This window comes from Neoroseomonas soli (assembly GCF_018129065.1).
GTDB lineage: Bacteria > Pseudomonadota > Alphaproteobacteria > Acetobacterales > Acetobacteraceae > Neoroseomonas > Neoroseomonas soli.
In genome coordinates this window covers 1-22,054 of the sequence record NZ_JAAEDM010000026.1, presented here as the reverse complement: position 1 = coordinate 22,054, position 22,054 = coordinate 1, and the positions used below count along the sequence as shown (strand labels likewise).

Genomic DNA, 22,054 nt, shown 5'->3' with positions numbered 1-22,054 from the left:
GGATCAGCCCGCGCGCACGGGAAACAGGCCCGCCGGACGGAAGGCCAGGATCGCCGCCATGGCGACATAAACGAGCATCGACGCCAGCGCCGCCCCCGCCTGCCGCGCCGCGGAGGCATCGAGGAAGAGCCGCATCAGGTCCGGCATCAGCGACTTGCCGAGCGTGTCGATCAGCCCGACCAGCAGCGCCGCGACGAAGGCGCCGCGGATGGACCCGATCCCGCCGATCACGATCACCACGAAGGCGAGGATCAGCACATTGTCGCCCATGCCGGGCTCGACGGAGAAGATCGGCCCCGCCAGCACGCCGGCAAAGCCCGCGAGCATCGCGCCGAAGGCGAAGACGAGCGTGAAGAGCCGCCCGATATCCACGCCGAGGGCCGAGACCATCGCCGCATTGGTCGCACCCGCGCGCACCAGCATGCCGGCGCGGGTGCGCTCCACCAGCCACCACAGCCCCGCCGCCGTCGCAATGCCGGCGGCGAGCACCGCCACGCGGTAGAGCGGGTATTGCAGCCCGGGCATGATCTCGACGCCGCCTTCGAGCAGCGGCGGCACCGCCACCTGGAGCGGGGCGGCACCCCAGACGACCTTCACGCCCTCGTTCAGGAACAGGATGACGCCGAAGGTCGCGAGCACCTGCGCCAGGTGGTCGCGGGCGTAGAGGTGCCGGAACACCAGCACCTCCAGCAGCAGCCCTGCCGCCAGTGCCGCGGGCAGCGCGAGCACCAGTCCCCACCAGAAGGACCCCGTCGCCGCGGCCAGCGAGGCGCCGAGATAGGCGCCCAGCATGTACTGCACCCCGTGCGCGAGGTTGATGAAGTCCATCACCCCGAACACCAGCGTCAGCCCCGCCGCGACGAGGAAGAGCAGGATCCCGAGCTGCAGGCCGTTGAGCGCCTGCACCAGCAGAAGTTGCGTGGTCACGCCCCGCTCAGCGCATGCGGCATTCGGCGGCCCAGGGGTCGACGTTGTTCTCGAAGACCTTGCGCACGGTTTCCGTCTGCAGCTTGCCGTCCGGACGCTTGGCCACCTTGCACAGCCAGAAATCCTGCACCGGGTAGTGGTTCACGCCGAACTTGAACGACCCGCGCACGGAGCGGAAATCGGCGGCGCGGATCGCCTCCCGCAGCGCGCCCTTGTCGGCGAGGTTCCCGCGCACGCGGCGGATCGCGGAATCGAGCAGCACCGCCGCGTCATAGGCCTGCGCGGCATAGGTGGCCGGGACGTAGTTGAAGCCGTCCTCGAAGTCGCGCACGAAGCGGCGGTTCTGTTCGCTGTCCATGTTCGGCGCCCAGGATGCGGCCGAGTAGAAGCCGAGCGCCGCTTCGCCCTGCGCCGGCAGCGTCGCCTCGTCCACCGTGAAGGTGGACAGGAACGGGATGTTGGCGAGGCCGGCCTGGCGGTACTGCCGCACCAGGTTCACGCCGAGCCCGCCCGGCATGAAGGTGAAGATCGCGTCGGGCCGCGCCGCGGCGATCTTCGCCAGCTCGGCCGAGAAGTCGAGCTGCGTCAGCGGGACATAGACCTCGTCCACCACCTCGCCCCGGAAGCGGGACTTGAAGCCCGCCATGGCGTCGCGCCCGGCCTGGTAATTCGGCGTCATCAGGAAGACGCGGCGGTAGTTATTGTCCTGCGCCACCTGGCCCATCACCGCATGGACCTGGTCGTTGTTGTAGGAGGTGGTGAAGAAGAACGGGTTGCAGCCGCGGCCGGCAAAGGTGGACGGCCCGGCATTGGTGCTGATGAGGAAGGTGTTGCTCTCCGTCACCGGCCGCATGATGGCCTGGAGGATGTTGGAGAAGACCACGCCGACGATGAAGTCCACCTTGTCGCGCTCGAGCGCGGCGCGGACCTTGGTGACGGCGACATCGGGCTTCAGTTCGTCGTCGATCAGCACCGTCTCGGCCGTCAGCCCGCCAAGCTTGCCGTCCAGGTGACGCAGGCCGAGGGCGAAGCCGTCCTTGAGCTGGTTGCCGAGCGCGGCCTGCGGGCCGGTCTGCACGGCCACCACGCCGATCTTCACGCCGCCCGCGGGCTGCGCGTGCAGGATGGCGGGCGCGGCCAGCAAAGCCGTGGTGCCGCCCAGAAGCCCGCGCCGTCCGATCCCGATCATGGAAGTTCCCCGTTCGTGGTGTGACCCGCCTGTAAAGCGCGAAGCATCACAGGGACGCAAGCCGCCGGGCCATCCCTGCCGCGCGGGCGGTCAGGGGGTGGTCCGGGTCGGTCAGGGGGTCGAGGACGGTGAAATGGTTCGCGCCCGGGATCTCCTCCGCGGTGCCGCCCCAGGCGGCGGAAAAGTCATGGGTCTGGCGGAGGAACTCGGCGCTTTCCGCCCCGCCCACCACGGCGTGCAGCACGCCCCCGGGCGGCGGCAGCCAGCGGGGGGAGAGGGCGCGGGCCGCCTCCGGCGTCAGGTTCAACCCGCGGCCGATGCCGGTCGGCAGCACGGGTTCGATTTCGAAGACGCCGGAAATCGGCAGGGCGGCCGGCACCACGTCCTTCGGCAGCCCCGCTGCGAAGGCGGGGAAGTCGCTTGCCAGCAGCATGGCCGAGAGGTGCCCGCCGGCCGAATGGCCCATGGCGAGCATCCGCTGGCGGGTCGTCAGGCAGAGCACGGCGGCGGCGCGGCGCATCTGCTCGACGATCGTCGCCAGCGGCACCTGCGGGCAGAGACCGTAGGACGGCACTGCCACCGCTACCCCACGCAGCAGCAGGCCGCGGGCGAAATGGCTGGCCGCCGTGCGGTCCAGCGCCTGCCAGTAGCCACCATGGATGAACAGGGCGAGCGGGCAGGGGCCGTCCGTCTCGGGCAGGAAGAGGTCCAGCAGTTCCGGCTCAGTGTCGCCGTAGCGGATGTCGAGCCGTTTCCGTGGCCAGGCGGCGCGGAACGCGGCGGCGTCGCTCAGCCAGCGGGCGATGATCGCGGCCGAATCCGCCACGCGGGCGCGGTTGTTGTATTCTTCCTCAGGGTTCATCGGCGGCATTGCGCATGGCGCGCGGCCCTCCGGCAAGGCAGGAGTGTGTGGATGCGCGTCTATCTCGCCGGCCCTGAGGTCTTCCTCCCCGGCGCCCTGGAGGTGGCGGCGGCCAAGAAGCGCATCTGCGCGGCGCATGGGCTGGAAGGGGTCTTCCCGCTCGATGCCCCGCCCCAGGTGCCGCCGGCCGAATGCCCCTACTGGATGCGGATCTACCTCGGGAACGAGGCGCACATCCGGTCCTGCGGCGCGCTGATCGCCAACCTGACACCCTTCCGCGGGCCCTCCGCCGATGTCGGGACCGTGTTCGAACTCGGCTTCATGCGCGCGCTCGGGCGGCCGGTGATGGGGTACAGCAATGCGGCGGCGGATTTCCTCGACCGCACGCGGGGTTTCCTCGGGGCTGCCGCGCGGCGGCGCGCCGATGGTGGCTGGGAGGATGCGGAGGCCATGGGCCTCGAGGATTTCGGCCTGGCCGACAACCTCATGATCGATGGCGGCATCGAGGCCGCGGGCGGCGCCTTCGAACGGCACGAGGCGACAGGCGACCGCTGGCGAGACCTGACGGCCTTCGAATCCTGCGTCCGGCGCCTCGCTGCGCTGCGCGCCGGTTAGCGCGAAAGGCCGAGGCCCTGCGGGTCCTCCCGCCGGGCCGAGCCGCGGTCGAGTTCGTCGAGGCTGGATCCCTCGATCGCCGCGTCGATATGGGCGATGTAGCGCCGCACCGGCCCCGCGCGCTCATCCTCGATGATCAGTTCCTCGAGCCCCACCAGCGCGGCGCGCAGCCTCCGCAGCACCTGGATGGAGGTGATGCCGAACATGCGGATCTCGTCGAAGGCGAGGGAAAGGTAGTCCTCCCAGTTCGGCGTCGGGAAGACGACGCGCAGCGTGCCCTCGGCGTCGCGCACGCGGCCGACATCGAGCTTCTGACGCGCCAGGCGCCGCAGCAGGTCGTCGATCTGGTCGAGCGCCTGCACTGCCGTGGTCGGGTCGTTGATGGCGGGGGAGAGCGCCTTGATCGCGATGTCCACCAGCAGGCGGAGGGGATACTTCGGGTCCTGCTCGAAGGTGCGTTCGAGACCGAGGGCAATCGCGCGCAACAGTTCCGCCTCGGGGATCTGCGCCGTGCCGCCATGCACGCGCAGCAGCACGGACCCGCTGGTGACCATGTCCCCGACGGCGCAACCCATGACGACCCGGCCGCCCGCCCGGCGGGCGAGCGCGGCCAGCGCAGGGATGTCGAGGCGCTCGACGTAACGGGGGGAGCCCCCGAATCGTAGGGTCTGGGTTGGCGGGCCTTCCGGCGCGTCGGGCGCGCGCGCCGGATGCGTGGGCGGGGCGTCGTAGGCGCTGGAGAAGCCTTCGGCGATTATCTCCCGCCCGCGGTCGCCCAGGAAGCGAAGCGTATTGCCGATCTGCAGGTCGGCGAGACGGCGGATCAGCATGGCGAAGACGAGCAGGCTGGCCACCAGCATCACGACGCAGACGAGCCAGGAGACGATCGGCACCCGCCCCGTCCCCTCCCGGTCCACCCAGGCGGTGGCGGTGAGGGCGTAGCTGAAGGTCGCGAAGAAGATGCCGAGCGCATGGAACAGCAGCGGGTCGTTTGCGAAGCGGGCGGCGAAGCGCGGCGAGTAGGTGACCGCGCTGAACTGCACCATGACGAAGGCGACCGTGAACACGATGCCCGTCAGCGCCATCATGCCGGAGGCGACCGCCGACAGAGCCGCGAGCGCCGAGGAGGCCGAGATTCCGAGGTCGACATGGGGCACGAGCGCGTGCTCGACGCGCGGCAGCACGCCGGCGAGGAGCATGCTCGCCATCATGTAGGCGATGGGGATCAGCCAGACCGGCATGTCGTCGTCCTACCGTTTGTGTCCTGCGACGTCGCGCCCCGCGCGAAGAGGGCCGCCGCGACGAGGGCGCAGACGAGTTGCACCGGCAGCGCCAGCACGACGGCGACGACCGCCCGCTCGTCGGGCGCCTCCATCGAGAGCAGCGGCGCCAGCGCCGCCCCGAGGTTGCGCGTGCACATGCCAAGGCCGAGCACGCTGCGTTCCCGCTGCGCGAGCCCGCCGCCGGAGCGGTAGGCGGCGAGGGTGAGCAGGCCGAGGAAGAGGACCTCGGCCGCGATCACCCGCTGCCCGAAGGTCCCGGCCATGCTGCGGCCATAGACGACCACGCAGAGCGCCAGCAGGGCGAGCGCCGCGATGCCGCCCACCGCCCTGGCCCAGGGGTGCAGCGCCGCGGCGATGGCGGGCGCCATGGCGAACACCGCCATGCCGATGAGGAGTGGCAGCAGCACCAGGACGAGGATCGGCCTGGCCACGGTCCAGGCATCGACGGTCAGGCCTTCGGCGATCAATGGCGTCGCGACGGGCAGCACCGCCACCGTGGCGAGGGCCGTCACCAGCATCATCGCCGCCGCATGGCGCATGTCGCCCTTCGCGCGCCGCACCATGGCCGGCAGGAAGGGCGCGCCGGGCGTCAGGCCCACCAGCATGAGCCCGGTCGCGTAGGACGGGTCGAGCCCGAGCGCCCGGCCGATCGCCCAGGCGAGCGCCGGCCCCGCCAGGAACCCGAACGCCAGCACACGCACCAGGAAGCGCCGGTTGCCGAGGCAGGCCAGCGCATCCCGCACGCGCATCTCGAGGCCCATGTCGAGCAGCGAGCCCACCATGAAGGCGATGAGGGAAATCCTCACCGCCAGGGCGAGGAGCGCATCGGCATCCTGCATGACGGACCCCGCGCCCCAGCGGCGTCAGGCGGTGGGCGGCGGCGTGCCCACCGTGTCCGCGACCACCTTCCAGGGATAGTCGGGCTCGACGTAGTCGCCCTGCTTCTGGCGCTTCGGCAGTTCCACCTTCGCGCGCTTCGGCTCCTCGTAGGGGATGTGGTGCAGCAGGTGGCGGATGATGTTCAGCCGCGCCCGCTTCTTGTCGTCCGAATGCGCGACGTACCAGGGCCCCCAGGACGTGTCGGTGGCCTTGAACATCTCGTCCCGCGCGCGGGAATAATCGTACCAGCGGCTGTAGGACTTGAGGTCCATGGGCGAGAGCTTCCACAGCTTCCGCCCGTCGTCGATGCGCGCCTCGAGCCGGCGGGTCTGTTCCTCCTTGCTCACCTCGAGCCAGTACTTGAGGAGGATGATGCCGGAATCGACCATGGCCTTTTCGACCCCCGGCGCCATGTTCAGGAAGTAGTGCGACTGTTCGTCGTTGGCGAAGCCCATGACCCGTTCGACGCCGGCGCGATTGTACCAGGAGCGGTCGAAGATCACGATCTCGCCGGCCGCCGGGAAGTGCTGGATGTAGCGCTGGATGTACATCTGCGACTTCTCGCGCTCGGTCGGCGCGGGCAGGGCGACGACGCGGAAGACTCGCGGGCTGACGCGTTCGGTGATCGCCTTGATGGTGCCGCCCTTGCCGGCGCCGTCGCGGCCTTCGAAGACGATGCAGACCTTCGCGCCGGTTTCCTGCGCCCACATCTGCAGCTTCACCAGTTCCACATGCAGGTCGTAGAGCGCGCGCTCATAGGCCTTGCGGGTGACCCGGCCGTCCGGCTTGAAGGGGGATGCCTCCGCCGTCCGCTTCGCGGGCCGGGGCGCGGGCGGGTCTATCGACGCGGCATCCTGGCCGCGCCCGTCCTTCCTGTTCTTCTTGTCCTTCTTGGACATCGCGGCTTTCTCCTGGTTTCGTCGCGTCGTGGATGGGGCCGTCAGCCTTCCTCCGGGTGCTTCCAGGCGAGGAACCAGCCGCAGTCGCCCGGCATGCCGCCTGGCCAATCGATGATCTCGACCTTCAGCTGGAAGCCGCGCGGGGCGAGTTCCTTCACGTAGTAATCGTAGGCCCGCCTCGGGAAGCCCTCGAGCTTTTCGTGCCAGCGGGGGTCGTGGGTGGTCAGGGAGCGACCCGAGTCCGGCAGCCAGTCCGAGGGAAACTGGAACAGCAGCACCTCCTTCTCGCCGCGCTCGACGGCACGGCTGACGGCGGTGGCGATGTTGTCCAGTGCCTCCGGCTTCACCTCCCGGGCCTCGAAGGCCTCGCGGAGCGCGTCGCGCGCCGCCTTCGCATCCGCCTCGTGGGCGAGCCGCGCATCCTCCTCCGCGCGCTTCTTGCCCGAAATGTGATCCCAGATGGCCTGGGCGCTGAAGTTCTTTCCGGTAATGGCCATCCCTATGTCTCTCCTGCCTTTGCTCGGGCCCGTCGCCGCCTGCGCGTGGCTCCGCGTTTCGTCCGCCCGGCGCCCGCGGCGCGCACCGAGCGCGCAGCGAAGGGGCGGGCATGGCAACGAGCGCCAATGTTTCAGAATGGTCCCGTGACGGCCCAATCGGTCTTGATGCGAATCAAATTTCGGCCAGCCGGTCCAGGCTAAAAAGCGTCACTCAAGAAGCCGCAGCTCAGGTCGCGTAGTCGTGTCCCGAAAGGGAATGGCGTCATGCGGCCCGGCGAGGCGACAGTCTGGCAGTAGCTTTCCGTGGGATGCGCGCGTCAGGGCCGTCGCTTAGGGCGCTGACCGTCGGCCCGGCCGTTGCGGTCCCATGCATGAGGAGACGAGCGATGACCCCCGATCCTGGCCTTTTCCCCTGGGCGGCCTATGCCCTGGACGCCTGGCAGCGCTCGGTGCTGTTCCTCGACGTGCTGCGCCGGCGCGGCAATGCTTTCCTGGAGAGCGAGGACGACCCGATGCGTCACGTCCTCACCTTCGGCTTCGAGGTGGTGATGGACGGGCGCGACCTGCCGCGCCCGGTCAACTACTGGCTGGCGCGCGTGACACCCCCGGCCGGCGCACCGCCCACCGACCCGCTGAACCGCCCCTTCATCGTCATCGACCCGCGCGCCGGCCACGGCCCGGGCATCGGCGGCTTCAAGGCGGACAGCGAGATCGGCGTCGCCATCAATGCCGGCCACCCCTGCTACTTCGTCGGCTTCCGCCCCGAGCCCGAGCCCGGCCAGACGATCGAGGACGTGGTCCGGGCCATCGTCGCCTTCGCTGAGGAGGTCGGCCGCCGCCACGCCGACGCCGAGGGCAGGCCGGTCGCCATCGGCAATTGCCAGGCCGGCTGGGCGCTGATGATGGCCGCCGCGATCCGCCCCGAGGTCTTCGGGCCGCTGATGGTGGCAGGATCGCCGTTGTCCTATTGGGCCGGCACGCGGGGCAAGGCGCCGATGCGCTACCTCGGCGGGCTGCTCGGCGGATCATGGCTGGCCGCCATGACCGGCGACCTCGGCGGCGGGAAGTTCGACGGTGCCTGGCTGGTGACGAACTTCGAGAGCGGCAACCCGGCCAATACCTACTGGACCAAGCAGTACGAGGTCTGGGCCGACGTCGACAAGGCGGGCGACCGCTACCTCGGCTTCGAGAAGTGGTGGGGCGGGCATGTCACGCTGAACGCCGAGGAAATGCAATTCATTGTCGACCAGCTTTTCGTCGGCAACCGCCTGGCGACGGGGGAACTCACCTTCTCCGACGGCACGCGCGTCGACCTGCGCGCGATCCGTTCGCCCATCATCGTCTTCTGCTCGGAGGGCGACGAGATCACGCCACCGGCGCAGGCGCTCTCCTGGATCAGCGACCTCTATGCCGACATGAACGACCTGCGGACGCACGGGCAGACCATCGTCTATTCCGTGCACGGCAACGTCGGGCACCTCGGCATCTTCGTCTCGGGCGGTGTGGCGCGGAAGGAGCACAACGAGTTCGCGTCCAACATGGACATGATCGACGTGCTGCCGCCGGGCCTCTACGAGGCGGTGCTGGAGCAGGGGAAGGCGCCGGTCGGCCCGGATGTGGGGGAATGGGCGGTCACCTTCGAGTCGCGCGGCCTGGCGGACCTCACCGCATACGGTGGCACCGACCCGGAGGACGAGGCGCGCTTCGCCGCCGCGCGCCGGGTCTCGGAAGCCAACCTCGCGCTCTACCGGATGTTCGCCCAGCCCGCGCTGCGCGCCATGGCGACACCGGCGATCGCGGAGGCATTCGCCCAACTCCACCCCGCCCGCCTGGGCTACACGCTGTTCTCGGACCGCAACCCGTTCATGGCGTGGGTGCCCCCCGCCGCCCGCCTGGCGGAAGCGAACCGTCGCCAGGTGGATGCGGCGAATGCGGGGCGCGCGGCAGAACGCTTCTTCTCCAACGCCGTGGAATCGGCACTGACGACCTACGGCCGACAGCGGGATGCACTCAGCGAGCGCACCTTCCTCGACATCTATGGCTCGCCGCTGGTGCAGGCGCTCACGGGCGTCGCGATGAAGGGCGTGCCGCTGCGGCACCGGCCCGGGGAGTCGCCGGACCACCGGCAATTCGTCGAACTCGCCACCGAGCGGCTGCGGGCGACGATGAGCGAGGGCGGATTGCTCGAGGCCGTCCTGCGCGCCCTGATCTGGATCCGCCTCCCGGCCGGCGCGGCCGAGGAGCGGTCCTTCGCCGTCATCCGCCAACTCCGCAAGGCGCAGGGAGACAAGCGGGTGCCGTTGCCGCAGTTCAAGCAGACGATGCGCCTGCAATTCTTCCGCCTGCTGATCGACGAGGAAGCCGCGATCGCCGCCCTGCCGGACTTGTTGCCCGAGGACCAGGAACCGCGCAGCGCGGCCTTTGCCATGCTGCGCGACGTGGTGACGGCCGCGGGTGAGCTGCCGGAGGCGCTGGCCCAACGCCTTGCCGCGGTGGAGCGCATCTTCCTCGGCGATGGCGGGCCGGTCGAGGACGAGAAGGTGCGCCGGCTGCGGCCCGCCGGCCCGCGTGGCGGCAAGGCCGCCGCGGCCGAGGCCCAGGGCCGGCAGGGCCGCCGGGGCGGGGAAGGCGGCGCGGCCTGACCCGCGCCGCGCCGGGGATCAGTGGTCCTCGGCGTCCAGCGCGTAGCCTGCGGAGCGGACGGTACGGATGAGGTCCACCTCGTTCGTGCCGTTGATCGCCTTGCGCAGCCGGCGAATGTGCACGTCCACCGTGCGCGGCTCGACATGGATGTCGCGGCCCCACACGGCGTCGAGCAGTTGCTCGCGCGTGAAGACGCGCCCCGGGTGCTGCAGGAAGAACTCGAGCAACCGGTACTCGGTCGGCCCGAGGTGCAGCGCACGCCCGCCGCGGGAGACCCGGTGCGCGTCCTGGTCCATCGTGAGGTCGCGGTAGGTCAGCGTGCCCTTCACCGCGACGCTGCCCGAACGGCGCAGCAGCGCCCGGATGCGCGCGAGCAGCGCTTCCATCACGAAGGGCTTGGCGATGTAGTCGTCCGCGCCGGTGTCGAGCGCGCGCACCGCGTCCTGGTCCTCGGTGCGTGCCGTGACCATGATGATGGGCAGGTCACGCGTGTTGGGGCGGCGGCGCAACTGGCGGCAGACCTCGATGCCCGAGAGCGCGGGCAGCATCCAGTCGAGCAGCACCAGGTCGGGGCGGGCCTCGGAGACGCGCAGCAGCGCCTCCTGGCCGTCGGCGGCCTCGTCGACCTTGAAGCCCTGCTTCTCGAGGTTGTAGCGCAGCAGCGTGAGCAGCGGCGCCTCGTCCTCGACCACCAGGATGGTCGGCTTGGTGAGCGAGGAAAAGGCCTCGGCCATCGGGATCTCCTGCGCTTAGCTGCCGGCCGGGCGGACCACCGCATAGGCCGATTCGTCGGCCTTGGGGCGGTCTTCCGGCAGGTTGTCGCCGCGTACTGCGTAGTGGATGCGCTCGGCGATGTTGGTGGTGTGGTCGCCGATGCGCTCGAGGTTCTTGGCGATGAACAGCATGTGGGTCGCCGAGGTGATGTTGCGCGGGTCCTCCATCATGAAGGTGAGCAACTCACGGAAGATGCCGTTGTAGATGGCATCCACCGGCTCGTCCGCTTCCCAGACGCGGCGGGCGGCCTCGGCGTCGCTGTTCACGAAGGCATCCATCGCCGCCTTCAGGTTCTCCTGCACCAGGTGCGCCATGCGCTCGAAGCCGTTGAGGCTGCCGATGGCGGGCAGGGAGGAGAGTACCAGTGACCGCTTCGCACCGTTCGCCGCGTAGTCCCCGATGCGTTCGAGGTCGTTGGAAACCTTCATCGCCGCGATGATGATCCGCAGGTCCGACGCGACCGGCTGGCGCAGGGCCAGGAGGCGGACGCAGAAGGCCTCGATCTCGCGCTCGAGCTGGTCGATCTGCACGTCGCGCTGCACCACCTCGGTGGCGAGCGCCGTGTCGCGGCGCACCAGGGCCTGGGTCGAATCCGCCACCTGGCGTTCCGCGAGGCCGCCCATGCGCGCGGTCATGTCACGCAGGCGGCGGAGTTCCTCGTCGTAGCTGCGCACGATATGCTCCGGGACCGGTTCGTTGGACATGGAGGGTCTTTCCCGTCACTCAGCCGAAGCGGCCGGTGATGTATTCCTGTGTCTTGGGGTGCTTCGGCGCGGTGAACATCTGCGCGGCGCCGGAAACCTCGATCAGCTCGCCGAGGTAGAAGAACGCCACCTGGTCGGCGCAGCGCGCGGCCTGCTGCATGTTGTGCGTGACGATGACGATGGTGAAGTCGCGCTTCAGCTCGTCGATCAGCTCCTCGATCTTCAGCGTCGAGATGGGGTCGAGCGCCGAGGTCGGCTCGTCGAACAGGATCACCTCCGGCCGCACGGCGATGGTGCGGGCGATGCACAGGCGCTGCTGCTGGCCGCCCGACAGGCCGAGGGCCGAGGAGTCGAGCCGGTCCTTCACCTCGTCCCAGATGGCGGCGCGCGTCAGCGCCCATTCCACCCGTTCCTCCATCTGCGCGCGCGGCAGCTTCTCGTGCAGCCGAACGCCGAACGCGATGTTCTCGAAGATGGTCATCGGGAAGGGCGTCGGCTTCTGGAAGACCATGCCGATCTTCGCGCGCAGCGCATTGAGGTCGGTCTCGGAGGCGATGACGTTCTCGCCGTCGAGCATCACCTCGCCGGTTGCGCGCTGGCCGGGATAGAGGCTGTACATGCGGTTCAGCACGCGCAGCAGTGTGGACTTGCCACAGCCGGAGGGGCCGATCATGCCCGTGACCTGGCGGTCGGGAACGTCGAAGTCGATCGACTTCAGGGCGCGATTGTCGCCGTAGAAGAAGTCGAGGTTGCGGATGGCGATGCGCGGCGGGTTGATCTCCGCCTCCGAGCGCGCCTGCACGCCGCCGAAGCCTTGGGTTGCCGTCGCGCCGGGGGCGGTGGTGGTGGTGGACATCGTGCCGTTCCTTCCGGTCACTTGCGGCCGCTCAGCACGGCGCGGGCGAGAACATTGAGGCCGAGCACGCCGAGCGTGATCAGCAGTGCGCCGGCCCAGGCAAGGGCGATCCAGTCCTCGAAGGGGGAACCGGCGAAGGAGTAGATGGCGATCGGCAGGCTGGCCATCGGCTTGGTGAGGTCGATGGACCAGGCGTTGTTGCCGAGCGAGGTGAAGAGCAGCGGCGCCGTCTCGCCGGCCACACGGGCGACCGCGAGCAGGATGCCGGTGATGATGCCCGACATCGCCGAGCGCCAGCAGATCAGGACGATCATCTTCCACTTCGGCGCGCCGAGGCCGATCACCGCCTCGCGCAGCGTGTTCGGAATGAGGTTCAGCATGTCCTCGGTGGTGCGGACCACCACCGGGATCACGATGATCGCCAGCGCCGCGACGCCGGCCCAGCCGGAGAAGCCGCCGAAGGGCAGCACCAGGATCTGGTAGACGAAGAGGCCGATCAGGATCGACGGCGCCGAGAGCAGGATGTCCGAGACGAAGCGGACCAGGTTCCCGAACTTCGACCCGCGCGCGTATTCCGCGAGGTAAGTGCCGACCAGCATGCCGACCGGCGTGCCGATGGCGGTCCCCAGCGCGGCCTGGATGATGCTGCCGACGATGGCGTTCAGCAGCCCGCCCTCCGAGCCCGGCGCCGCGGTGATGTGGGTGAAGACCCGCGGGGACATCGCCTCGAAGCCGCGGATCGTCAGCGTGAACAGGATGGAGGCGAGGAAGCCGAGCGCCACCAGCGTCGCGGCGACGCAGAGCGAGCGGATGATGCGGTCGGCCCGCTTGCGGCGCCGGCCGAGCGCGGCGGCGACCGCGGGATCCTTGCGCGGGCCGGGCACCATGCCGGCGGTGAGGGAAAGGCTCATCGGATCAGGCCTTCAGCCGCGAGCGCAGCATGTATCGGGAGGCGGCGAGCACCACGAAGGACAGCACGAAAAGGATGAAGCCGAGCGCCAGCAGCGAGGCGAGCTTGAGGCTGCCCGTCTCGCTCTCCCCGAATTCCAGCGCGACGAGGGAGGCGATGGTGTTGCCGGGGCCGAAGAGGCTGGCGCTGATGCGGTTGGCGTTGCCGATGACGAAGGTGACGGCCATCGTCTCGCCCAGCGCCCGGCCGAGCCCGAGCATGATGCCGCCCACCACCGAGCTGCGGGTGTAGGGGATGACGACACCCTTCATCACTTCCCAGGTGGTCGCACCCAGGCCGTAGGCGCTTTCCTTGTAGACGGGGGGCACCTGCTCGAAGACGTCGCGCATGGTCGCGGCGATGAAGGGCAGGATCATGATCGCGAGGATGAAGGCGGCCATGAAGATGCCCGTGCCGAAGGGCGCGCCCTGGAAGAAGATGCCGATCAGCGGCAACTCGCCGATGTTGTCGATGATCCAGGGCTGGAGGTTCGCGGCGAAGGCCGGGGCGATCACGAAGAAGCCCCACATGCCGTAGATGATGGAGGGCACCGCCGCGAGCAGCTCGACCGCCGTACCGACCGGCCGCCGCAGCCAGGCGGGCGCGAGCTCGGTCAGGTAGAAGGCGACGCCGAAGGCCAGAGGCACCGCGAGGACGATGGCCAGCACCGCGGTGACGACGGTGCCGTAGACCGAGACGCCGGCGCCGAACACCTCCTGCACCGGATCCCAGTCGGTCGAGATGAGGAAGCCGAGGCCGAAGGCCTGGAATGCCGGCAGGCCGGCAATGAAGAGTTCGACGATGATGGCGCCAAGCAGCAGCAGGACGAAGACGCCCGCGCCTCTGCAGGCCCATTCGAATATGGTGTCCCCGAGGCTGCCGCCGCGGCGCACCGCGCCTTCCTGGATCGGGGAGGAAGCTGTTGCCGCCTGGCTCAAGGGGAGTGGTCCGTCGCGTCAGGGTTGGGAGGGGCCGGCGCGTGCCGGCCCCTTCTTGTATCAGGCGCCGAACTGGGTGCGCCACGCCGCACGGATGGCGGTCTTGGTCGCCGCCGGCAGCGGGATGTACTCGAGTTCCCGCGCCAGGTCGTCCCCGCTGGTGAAGGCCCAGTCGAAGAAGCGGCGGACATGGGCGCTGCGCGCGGGATCCTGCGGGTTGGTCGGCAGCAGGATGAAGGTCGGCGAGACGATCGGCCAGGAATTCGCGCCGGCCTGGTCGATGATGCTCGCGGCGAAGCCCGGCACGCTCCAGTCGGCGTTGGTGGCCGCGGCGACGAAGTTCTCCATCTTCGGCTTCACGAAGTTGCCGGCCTTGTTGCGAAGCTGCGTCGTCACCAGGCGGTTGGCGGTGGCGTAGGCGTTCTCGACATAGCCGATGCCGCCGCGCGTGTTGCGCACGCCGCCGGCCACGCCCTCATTGCCGCGGGCGCCGTTGCCGACGGGCCAGCGCACCGAGGTCGCCGCACCGACCTTGTCCTTCCACTCCGCCGAGGTGGCCGAGAGGTAGGAGGTGAACACGAAGGTCGTGCCCGAGCCATCCGCGCGGTAGACCGGCGCGATGGCCTGCGCGGGCAGGTTCACGCCGGCGTTCAGGGCCACGATGCGCTGGTCGTTCCAGCGGGTGATCTTGCCGAGGAAGATGTCGGCCAGCACCTCGCCGGTCAGCTTGAGCTGCTCGTCCTCGATGCCCGGGACGTTGATGATCGGCACGATGGAGCCCATCACCGTCGGGAACTGCAGCAGGTTGCCTTCCTGCAACTGCTGGGCGGTCAGCGGCGCGTCGGTGGCGCCGAAATCGACCGTGCGGTTGCGGATCTGGTTGATGCCGGCGCCCGAGCCGACCGACTGGTAGTTGAGCTGCACGCCCACGGCGGCGCGGGCCGCCTCGGCCCACTTCTGGTAGATCGGGTTCGGGAAGGACGCGCCGGCGCCCGTGATCTGCGTGCCCTGCGCACGCGCATCGATGATCGGAAGGCTCAGCGTCGCACCGGCGCCGAGAAGGAAGGACCGCCTGTTCACAGCGTCTCTCTCCGTCAATGGTAGAACCATCGCTGCCCCGGACGGAGCAGCACCGGGCGGGGTTCTAGGCCCGACGAAAGACTTCGAGATTTCAAATTTGTGAAAGATCGATGACACTCCCTCCGACAAGCGGGCGTCTTGTCGGAGGGAGCCGTGCCTGCAACCAGAGGTTGAGGTAGCCTTACTTGTACCAGGCCGGCCGGCGCTTCTGCTGGAAGGCCGCGAGGCCTTCCTTCCCCTCGGCCGAGGCCCGCTGCATCCAGGATTCGTGCGCGAGCAGCGACATCTCCCGCTCCGAGAGCTTAAGCCCGTTGGCGCCGAGGAACGAATCCTTCGTCATGGCGATCGCGCTGGGCGCGGAAAGCATGGTCTGGTCGATGATCTCCGCGAGGCGGGCATCGGCCTTGCCGGGTTCGACCACCTCATGCACCAGGCCGATGCGCATCGCCTCGGCGGCGTCGAAACGCTCGCCGGTGAGGGCGTAGCGACGCGTCTGCCGCAGGCCCATGGCGTGCACCATGTGCGTGCTGATCGGGGTGGGGGCGACGCCGACGCGGACTTCGGTGATGCCGAAGATCGCATCCGTCGTCGCGATGGCGACATCGACGCAGCACACCACGCCGCAGCCGCCGCCGAAGCAGGCGCCGTGCACCAGGGCGAAGGTCGGGCGGGGGAATTCGTTCAGCTTCTGCATGGCGGTGGTGGTCGCCATGGAGGCGGCATAGGCCTGCTCCGGCCCATAGGTCGCGGCCACGGCGAGCCAGTCGAGATCCGCGCCGGCCTGGAAGTGCTTGCCCGCACCGCGGATCACCAGCGCGCGCACCGCCGGGTCGTCGCGCAGCTTGTCGAGGCCGGCGATCAGCGCGCCGAGCAGGTCCTCGTCATAGGCATTGCCCTTGGCGGGCTTGTTCAGTGTCGCGGTGGCGATGCCGCGGGCATCGATCGAAAGCAGGACGGGTTCGGACATGGGCGTTGCTCCCTTTGAGGCGGCGGCATACTTGCCTTGCCTCGGCCGCGCGCCAAGCCGCGGTTGACGCATGGCCGCCGCGCGCCGACCCTGCCGCCACCGACCCGGGAGGACCCACCCATGTTCGCCACCCGCCCGACGCTTTCCGGCCCGCGCCATGCCGTCTCGGCCGGGCATTATCTCGCGTCCACGGCAGGCATGGCCGTGCTGGAGGCAGGCGGCAATGCGGTCGATGCCGGCTGCGCCGCGGGCATCGCGCTGGGTGTGCTGCTGCCGGACCTGGTGAACGTCGCCGGCGTCGCGCCGATCATGATCCGCATGGCGGACGGCACGGTGGAGACCATCGCCGGCCTCGGCCATTGGCCGCGCGCCCTGCCGCCGGACGTCTTCATGCGCGAGCATGGCGGCAGGATCCCGAACGGCGTGCGCCGCACGGTCGTGCCCGCGGCGCCGGATGCCTGGATCACCGCGCTCGAACGCCACGGCACCATGGGCTTCGGGGATGTGGCCCGATACGCCATCCGCTACGCGGCGGAAGGCTTTGCCGTCTTCCCGCTGCTCGCGGAGACGGTGGCGGCGCATCGCGACGAGTATGCGCAATACCCGTCCAATGCCGCGATCTTCCTGCCGGGCGGGGAGCCGCCGCGCGCCGGCGAACGCTTCGTGCAGTCCGACCTCGCGCGCACGCTGTCCTTCATGGTGGAGGAGGAACGCCGCGCCGCCGCGACCGGCGGGCGGATGGCGGGGCTCGCGGCGGCTCATGCCGCCTTCTACCGCGGCGACATAGCGCGCGAGATCGTGCGCTTCATCCAGGGCGAGGGCGGCTTCCTCTCCATGGAGGACATGGCGGGCTTCCGTTCACGACTTGAGCCTGCCGTCATGCGCGGCTGGCGCGGCCATACGCTGCTGACCTGCGGGCCCTGGTGCCAGGGACCGGCGCTGGCGCAGGCGCTGCTGCTGATGGAGCGCGCGGGCTTCGACGGGATGCGGCACAACTCGGTGGACTACCTGCACCTGCTGACCGAATGCGTGAAGGCGGCGATGGCCGACCGCGAGTACCATTTCGGCGATCCGCGCTTCACGCCCGTGCCGCTGGACGAGTTGCTGTCGCCCGAGCATCTCGACGCGCGCCTTGCGCAGATCGACCCGCGGCATGCGCATCCGTCGATGTATCCGCCGCTGCTGGGGCAGGGCACGCCGGCCGATGGCCCGCAGCGCGCCGACCTGCCGAAGGTGGAGGCCGATACCTCCTACGTCGCTGTCGTCGATCGCTGGGGGAATGCCTTCAGCGCGACGCCGTCCGATGGGTCCTGGAACTCGCCGGTGGTGCCGGGGCTGGGGCTGATCCCGTCCAACCGCGGCAGCCAGTCGCGGCCCGATCCGGCGCATCCGTCGGGCGTCGCGCCGGGCAAGCGGCCGCGCCTGACGCCGAACCCGGCGATGGTCGTCACCGAGGATGGCGGCGTCATGCCCTTCGGCACGCCGGGCGGCGACGTGCAGATCCAGGCCATGCTGCAGGTCATGCTCAACGTCTTCCATTTCGGCATGGAATTGCAGGAGGCGATCGAGGCGCCGCGCATCGCCTCCTATGCCTTCCCCTCTTCCTTCGCGCCCTTCGACTACTTCCCGCGCCGCGTGGCGGCGGAGGCGCGCATCCCGCAATCGGTGCGCGACGGCCTCTCGGCGCGCGGGCACGAGGTGAAGGAGTGGCCGGAGGTCACCTGGCTCGCCGGCAGCGTGGAAGCGGTGCTGTCGGACCCGCGTGCCGGGCTGGTGCGCGCTGGCGCCGATCCGCGCCGCCCGGCCTACGCCATCGCGGGGTGAACGCGGAGGCGGTCCGGCCGGCCGAGGCCGCGACGGCCCGCCAGAGGCAGGGAAGGCCGCGGAGGCGCCGGAACCCTGGCGACGCGCGGGGCCGCCAGGCGATGGAGCATGAGGTTGCCCTGAAGGCGGGGCTCAGACGTAGCCCGGCCCTTCGATCGCCGGGTAGGCGGCGAGGAAGGCCTCGTCCACCTCCACCCCGATGCCGGGCGTCTCGTTCGGGCGGACATTGCCGTCCGCGCCGATAGCCCAGGGCGTACTGCCGAGTTCATCGCGGAAGCGGTTCGCCTTCGAGATGTCGGCCTCGAAATAGCCGCCGTTCTCGATGGCGGCGAGGAAGTGGATCGACGCCGCCTGGTTCACGCCCGTCATCGAGGAATGCGGGTGGATCGGGATCTTGAAGGCGGAGGCCATGCCGGCGATGCGCAGCGCCTCGGTGATGCCGCCGCATTTCGACAGGTCCGGCTGCCAGATCGTGATGACGCCGTCCTCCAGCACGCGGGTGAACTCATAGCGCGTGAAGTGGTTCTCGCCGGCGGCGAGCGGCGTCGAGCCATAGCCGCGCGCCTGCGAATAGGAATGGTGGTCGTGCGCGGGGAAGGGTTCCTCGAGCCAGCCGATGTCCAGCCGGTCCATCTCCGGCATCACCTGCCGCACCTGGTCCACCGAGTAGCCGATATTCGCGTCCGTCAGGATGGTGAGGTCGTTGCCGAAGGCGTCGCGCACCGCTTCCATGCGCGCCACGTCGGCCTTCACCGTGTCGCCGACGCGCAGCTTCGCCGCCTTGTATCCGGCATCGATGTGCGGCGCCGCCTCGTCGATCAGCGCCGCGGGTTCCTGGTAGCCGAGCGCGACGCCGCCGGCATAGGCCGGCACCGGCCGCGCCGAGCCGCCGAGCAGCTTGTAGAGCGGCAGGTTCAGCGCCTTCCCCTTGGCGTCCCACAGCGCCATGTCGATGCCCGACATCGCCATCGCGCAGGCCGCGCCCATCCCGTGCGATGCCAGTTGGTACTTGTAGATGCGCGCGTTGATGCCCGTGGTGTCGAAGGCGTCCATGCCGAGGATGAGGCCGCGCAGCGTCGTCTCGATGAGTTTCGCGATCGCGGTGTGCGCGCGGCCGTGATGGCTTTCGCCCCAGCCGACGATGCCGTCCTCGGTGATCACCTTGACCATCACCGCGTCGCGCTTCACCGCCTGGCCGATGCCGAGGCGCGGGCCGCCCTGCGGCAGCGGGAAGGAAGTGGGGAAGGCTCGGACGTCCACGATCTTCATCTGCGTTTCCTCGTCTGGCGGGCCGAGGCTGCCAGCCGGGCACGGGGTTTGCAAATCCGTCGGCACGGGCGACGATGGCGCGTCCTATGAAGGAGACAGCCAGCATGCCGACAGATCCGGTTCCGCAGATGATGGAGGCGATCCGCCTCTGGTCCGGCGTGACGAGCCCCAACCAGGCCGCGCAGCGCGGCCTCGCGGACCTCGCCGCGCTGATCGCGGAATTCGAGGCTGTCCGCGGCACGCTGGTCTTCGAGGACGAGCCGTCCTCCTTCGAGGCCGCGCTGCGCGAGGAAGCGGAGAAGCGGGCATGAGCGACCTCACGAACCTTTCGGTCACCGAGGCCGTGGACGCTTTTGCGAAGGGCGAGGCGACGGCGGAAGCCATGGTCCGCGCCAGCCTGGCGCGCATCGACGCGCATGACGGCAAGGTGAATTCCGTCATCCGCCTGGACCGCGACGCGGCGATCGAGGCCGCGGCTGCGCAGGACAAGGCGCGCGCCGCCGGCGCGAAGCCCGGCCCGCTCTCGGGCGTGCCGATGATGAACAAGGACATGTACTACCGCGCCGGGAAGGTGAGCACCTGCGGCTCGAAGATCCGCAAGGACTTCAGGCCCACGGTGACGGCGACGGTGCTGCAGAAGCTGGACGCGGCCGGCGCCATCGACATGGGCACGCTGAACATGGCCGAGTTCGCGCAGAACCCGACCGGCCACAACGGGCATTTCGGCGACTGCCACAACCCGTGGGACCTGGCCTATTGCACGGGCGGCTCCTCCTCGGGATCCGGCGCGGGCGTGGCGGCGCGGTTCTTCGCCGCTGCCCTGGGTTCGGACACCGGCGGATCGATCCGCCTGCCGGCAACCATCTGCGGCGTGACCGGCATCAAGGGGACGATGACGCGCGTCTCGCGCGCCGGGGTGATGCCGCTGTCGTTTTCCATGGACAATGTCGGGCCGCTGACGCGCACGGCGCGCGACGCCGCGCGGATCATGACCGTGATCTCCGGCAAGGACCCGCTCGACCCGACCAGCGCGCCGGAGGAGGTTCCGGACTACGAGGCAGCGCTGACCGGCGACATCCGCGGCCTTTCCATCGCCGTGCCGAAGGAGTGGTTCTTCGACGGTGCCGACGACGTCGTGGTGAAGGGCTTCGAGGCGGCCCTCGGGGTGCTGAAGGCGCGCGGGGCGAAGGTGGATTATGTCTCCTGCCCCTCGCTGCACGCCGTGGGGACCTATGTCACCGTGGTCAGCCGCGTGGAGGCCGCGGCGATCCACGCCCAATGGATGCGGGAGCATCCGGGCGACTACGCGATCCACCTCTCGGGCCGGCTCTATGCCGGCTATGCCATCCCCGGGCATTACTACGTGGAGACGCTGTCCCGCCGCGGGCCGCTGCTGCGGCAGTTCTGCAAGGAGGCCTTCGCCGGCCACGACATCGTCGCGACGCCGACGCTGCGCACGCGCGTGCCGACGCTGGCCGAGACCGACATCGACGCGAGCCCCGACAACTGGGCGCGGCACATGGTGGTCTCGGCGAATACGCGGCCGTTCAACTACCTCGGCATTCCGACGGTGAGCGTGCCCTGCGGCTTCGACGACCGCGGGCTGCCGATGGGGCTGCAACTCTCCGCCCGGCCCTTCGCGGAAGGGCGCGCGCTGCAGGTGGCGGATGCGTACCAGCGGGATACCGACTGGCACGCGCGCGTGCCGGCGCTGTAGCGCCTCGGCGCGCACCGAACGGGGGCGCCCGCGGCCGGTCGCCCCCGTGACCGCCATGTCCTCCTCCCGCGTGGAGGAGGACATGGCGCCGCAGGCGGCTTATCCGCGCAGGGCCTTGATCTGCGCCGGATAGCCGCTCGGATCGACGGCGACATCGATCAGCGCGGGACCCTTCGCCGCGCAGGCCTGTTCCAGCGCCACGGCGAATTCCGCCTCGGAATTGGCGGTCAGGCCGAGCCCACCCATCGACCGCATGGCGGCCGCGAGATCCGCGCGCGGCCAGCCGAGCGCGCCCTCGGGCAGGTCGCGCTTCTCCTTCTTGATGTCGATCAGCGAGAGCGTCGCGTCGTTGAACGCCACCACGACGACGCGCGCGCCGAGCACCGCGGCGGTCGCCAATTCCCCCAGCCCCATCAGCAGCCCGCCATCGCCCGTGAAGGCCAGCGCGCCACGCGTCGGATCGTGCAGCGCCGCCGCGATCGCCGCCGGCACCGCGAAGCCCATGGTGGCGAGGCCGTTGGAGATCAGCAGGTCGCCGGGCCGCTCGCATTGCCAGAAGGTGGTGGCGGGGAACATGTGCGCGCCGGCATCCACCGCGGCGCGTGGGTCGAAGCCCGCCTTGCGGCAGGCTGCCTGGGTGATTTCCACCACACGCTGCGGGCCGAGCCCCGCACCGCGCCGCGGGTCGTTCGCCAGGGCGCGCAGCCAGGCCTCGCGCAGCGACGCGATCTCGGCCGTGTCCCAGGCGGAGCGCGCCGCGCCCTCGGCCAGCGCCGCGACCGCCGGAGCGATTGCCCCGGAGAGCGCGGCGGCAGGAGACGCATAGGGCAGGGCGCGCGGGGCGGTCGCCACCTCGATGACCGGCACGGGCCAGCGCCAGGGCTTGGGGATGAACTCGACCGGATCGGCGCCGACCATCACCACGGCGTCGGCACGGTCGAGCACCGGACCTTCCGCCGCGCCGCAGGTGAAGATGCCGGCGAAGTGCGGGTCGGCATCGGCGATCACGCCCTTGGCCTTGTAGGTGACCAGCGCCGGGCAGCCGAGGGCCGCGACGAGCGCGCGCAACTCCGCCGCCGCGTCCATGGCTTCGAGCCCCGCAACGACCACCGGCCGGCGTGCCGACGCCAGGATGCGGCGCGCGCTGGCGAGGGCCGCGGCGTCCGGCGCGGGCAGGGCGGG

Annotated in this window: 21 protein-coding genes; 5 read left to right on the top strand and 16 right to left on the bottom strand. The window is 70.0% G+C overall.

The window, feature by feature from the left end; translation table 11 throughout:
- Window positions 1–3: 3 nt before the first annotated feature.
- Genes GXW76_RS11575 through GXW76_RS11565 form a run of 3 tightly spaced genes read right to left on the bottom strand, consistent with a single transcriptional unit; the run spans window position 4 to window position 2,978 of the window.
- Window positions 4–927 carry a branched-chain amino acid ABC transporter permease gene (locus GXW76_RS11575; protein ID WP_211862179.1) on the bottom strand — a complete coding sequence of 308 codons (924 nt, stop codon included), beginning with the start codon at window positions 925–927 and terminating at the stop codon, window positions 4–6.
- A gap of 7 nt (window positions 928–934) precedes the next feature.
- A complete protein-coding gene (locus tag GXW76_RS11570) occupies window positions 935–2,116 on the bottom strand; it encodes an ABC transporter substrate-binding protein (RefSeq protein ID WP_211862178.1) in 1,182 nt (393 codons plus the stop codon).
- Between the two features lie 46 nt (window positions 2,117–2,162).
- The gene (locus GXW76_RS11565) at window positions 2,163–2,978 is read right to left on the bottom strand and encodes an alpha/beta hydrolase (RefSeq protein ID WP_211862177.1); all 816 of its coding nucleotides are present in this window, start codon (window positions 2,976–2,978) and stop codon (window positions 2,163–2,165) included.
- A gap of 51 nt (window positions 2,979–3,029) precedes the next feature.
- Between GXW76_RS11565 and GXW76_RS11560 the strand changes: the two genes are divergently transcribed.
- Window positions 3,030–3,593, top strand: a complete 564-nt coding sequence (locus tag GXW76_RS11560; protein WP_211862176.1) for a nucleoside 2-deoxyribosyltransferase — start codon at window positions 3,030–3,032, stop codon at window positions 3,591–3,593.
- Here the strand turns inward: GXW76_RS11560 and GXW76_RS11555 are convergent.
- The 4 genes from GXW76_RS11555 to GXW76_RS11540 are packed head-to-tail and all read right to left on the bottom strand — an operon-like array spanning window position 3,590 to window position 7,151.
- Window positions 3,590–4,834, bottom strand: a complete 1,245-nt coding sequence (locus tag GXW76_RS11555; protein ID WP_211862175.1) for a DUF2254 domain-containing protein — start codon at window positions 4,832–4,834, stop codon at window positions 3,590–3,592. The two genes, GXW76_RS11560 and GXW76_RS11555, sit on opposite strands and share 4 nt — an antisense overlap.
- The gene (locus GXW76_RS11550) at window positions 4,819–5,715 is read right to left on the bottom strand and encodes a hypothetical protein (RefSeq protein ID WP_211862174.1); all 897 of its coding nucleotides are present in this window, start codon (window positions 5,713–5,715) and stop codon (window positions 4,819–4,821) included. Before GXW76_RS11550 ends, GXW76_RS11555 begins: the two co-directional genes overlap by 16 nt.
- Window positions 5,716–5,739: 24 nt before the next feature.
- Window positions 5,740–6,654: a polyphosphate kinase 2 gene (gene ppk2 / locus GXW76_RS11545; RefSeq protein WP_211862173.1), complete on the bottom strand. Its 915-nt coding sequence runs from the start codon at window positions 6,652–6,654 to the stop codon at window positions 5,740–5,742.
- A gap of 41 nt (window positions 6,655–6,695) precedes the next feature.
- Entirely contained in the window at window positions 6,696–7,151 is a 456-nt protein-coding gene (locus tag GXW76_RS11540; protein ID WP_211862172.1) for a hypothetical protein, read from the bottom strand.
- Window positions 7,152–7,537: 386 nt separating this feature from the next.
- Between GXW76_RS11540 and GXW76_RS11535 the strand changes: the two genes are divergently transcribed.
- Window positions 7,538–9,793 (top strand): DUF3141 domain-containing protein, encoded by a 2,256-nt coding sequence (locus GXW76_RS11535; protein ID WP_211862171.1) that lies wholly within the window; start codon window positions 7,538–7,540, stop codon window positions 9,791–9,793.
- A gap of 18 nt (window positions 9,794–9,811) precedes the next feature.
- Here GXW76_RS11535 and phoB read toward each other — a convergent pair whose 3' ends face one another.
- The 7 genes from phoB to GXW76_RS11500 form a co-directional block, all read right to left on the bottom strand.
- A complete protein-coding gene (gene phoB / locus GXW76_RS11530; protein ID WP_211862170.1) occupies window positions 9,812–10,528 on the bottom strand; it encodes a phosphate regulon transcriptional regulator PhoB in 717 nt (238 codons plus the stop codon).
- Window positions 10,529–10,543: 15 nt separating this feature from the next.
- Window positions 10,544–11,272, bottom strand: coding sequence for a phosphate signaling complex protein PhoU (gene phoU / locus GXW76_RS11525; RefSeq protein ID WP_211862169.1), 729 nt, complete (start codon window positions 11,270–11,272; stop codon window positions 10,544–10,546).
- A gap of 19 nt (window positions 11,273–11,291) precedes the next feature.
- Window positions 11,292–12,128: a phosphate ABC transporter ATP-binding protein PstB gene (pstB, locus tag GXW76_RS11520; protein WP_211862168.1), complete on the bottom strand. Its 837-nt coding sequence runs from the start codon at window positions 12,126–12,128 to the stop codon at window positions 11,292–11,294.
- 17 nt (window positions 12,129–12,145) lie between these two features.
- Entirely contained in the window at window positions 12,146–13,039 is an 894-nt protein-coding gene (gene pstA, locus GXW76_RS11515) for a phosphate ABC transporter permease PstA (protein ID WP_211862167.1), read from the bottom strand.
- A 4-nt stretch (window positions 13,040–13,043) separates the two neighbouring features.
- Window positions 13,044–13,970 (bottom strand): phosphate ABC transporter permease subunit PstC, encoded by a 927-nt coding sequence (pstC, locus tag GXW76_RS11510; protein ID WP_338150942.1) that lies wholly within the window; start codon window positions 13,968–13,970, stop codon window positions 13,044–13,046.
- A 105-nt stretch (window positions 13,971–14,075) separates the two neighbouring features.
- On the bottom strand, window positions 14,076–15,095 hold the full coding sequence (gene pstS / locus GXW76_RS11505) for a phosphate ABC transporter substrate-binding protein PstS (RefSeq protein ID WP_338150941.1): 1,020 nt from the start codon (window positions 15,093–15,095) through the stop codon (window positions 14,076–14,078).
- A gap of 181 nt (window positions 15,096–15,276) precedes the next feature.
- Window positions 15,277–16,062 (bottom strand): enoyl-CoA hydratase-related protein, encoded by a 786-nt coding sequence (locus tag GXW76_RS11500; protein WP_211862164.1) that lies wholly within the window; start codon window positions 16,060–16,062, stop codon window positions 15,277–15,279.
- A 120-nt stretch (window positions 16,063–16,182) separates the two neighbouring features.
- Between GXW76_RS11500 and GXW76_RS11495 the strand changes: the two genes are divergently transcribed.
- Window positions 16,183–17,886: a gamma-glutamyltransferase family protein gene (locus tag GXW76_RS11495; RefSeq protein ID WP_211862163.1), complete on the top strand. Its 1,704-nt coding sequence runs from the start codon at window positions 16,183–16,185 to the stop codon at window positions 17,884–17,886.
- A gap of 132 nt (window positions 17,887–18,018) precedes the next feature.
- Here the strand turns inward: GXW76_RS11495 and GXW76_RS11490 are convergent, their stop codons facing one another.
- On the bottom strand, window positions 18,019–19,155 hold the full coding sequence (locus GXW76_RS11490) for a mandelate racemase/muconate lactonizing enzyme family protein (RefSeq protein WP_211862162.1): 1,137 nt from the start codon (window positions 19,153–19,155) through the stop codon (window positions 18,019–18,021).
- Window positions 19,156–19,259: 104 nt separating this feature from the next.
- Here GXW76_RS11490 and GXW76_RS11485 point away from each other — a divergent pair, with 104 nt between their 5' ends.
- Together GXW76_RS11485 and GXW76_RS11480 are read left to right on the top strand one after the other, a co-directional pair.
- The gene (locus tag GXW76_RS11485) at window positions 19,260–19,466 is read left to right on the top strand and encodes a hypothetical protein (protein ID WP_246514133.1); all 207 of its coding nucleotides are present in this window, start codon (window positions 19,260–19,262) and stop codon (window positions 19,464–19,466) included.
- On the top strand, window positions 19,463–20,872 hold the full coding sequence (locus GXW76_RS11480; RefSeq protein WP_211862160.1) for an amidase: 1,410 nt from the start codon (window positions 19,463–19,465) through the stop codon (window positions 20,870–20,872). The genes GXW76_RS11485 and GXW76_RS11480 overlap by 4 nt, the downstream gene beginning before the upstream one ends.
- Before the next feature lie 99 nt (window positions 20,873–20,971).
- Here GXW76_RS11480 and GXW76_RS11475 read toward each other — a convergent pair.
- Window positions 20,972–22,054 (bottom strand): thiamine pyrophosphate-dependent enzyme (locus GXW76_RS11475; protein ID WP_211862159.1); only part of this gene is annotated, 1,083 nt, incomplete at its 5' end.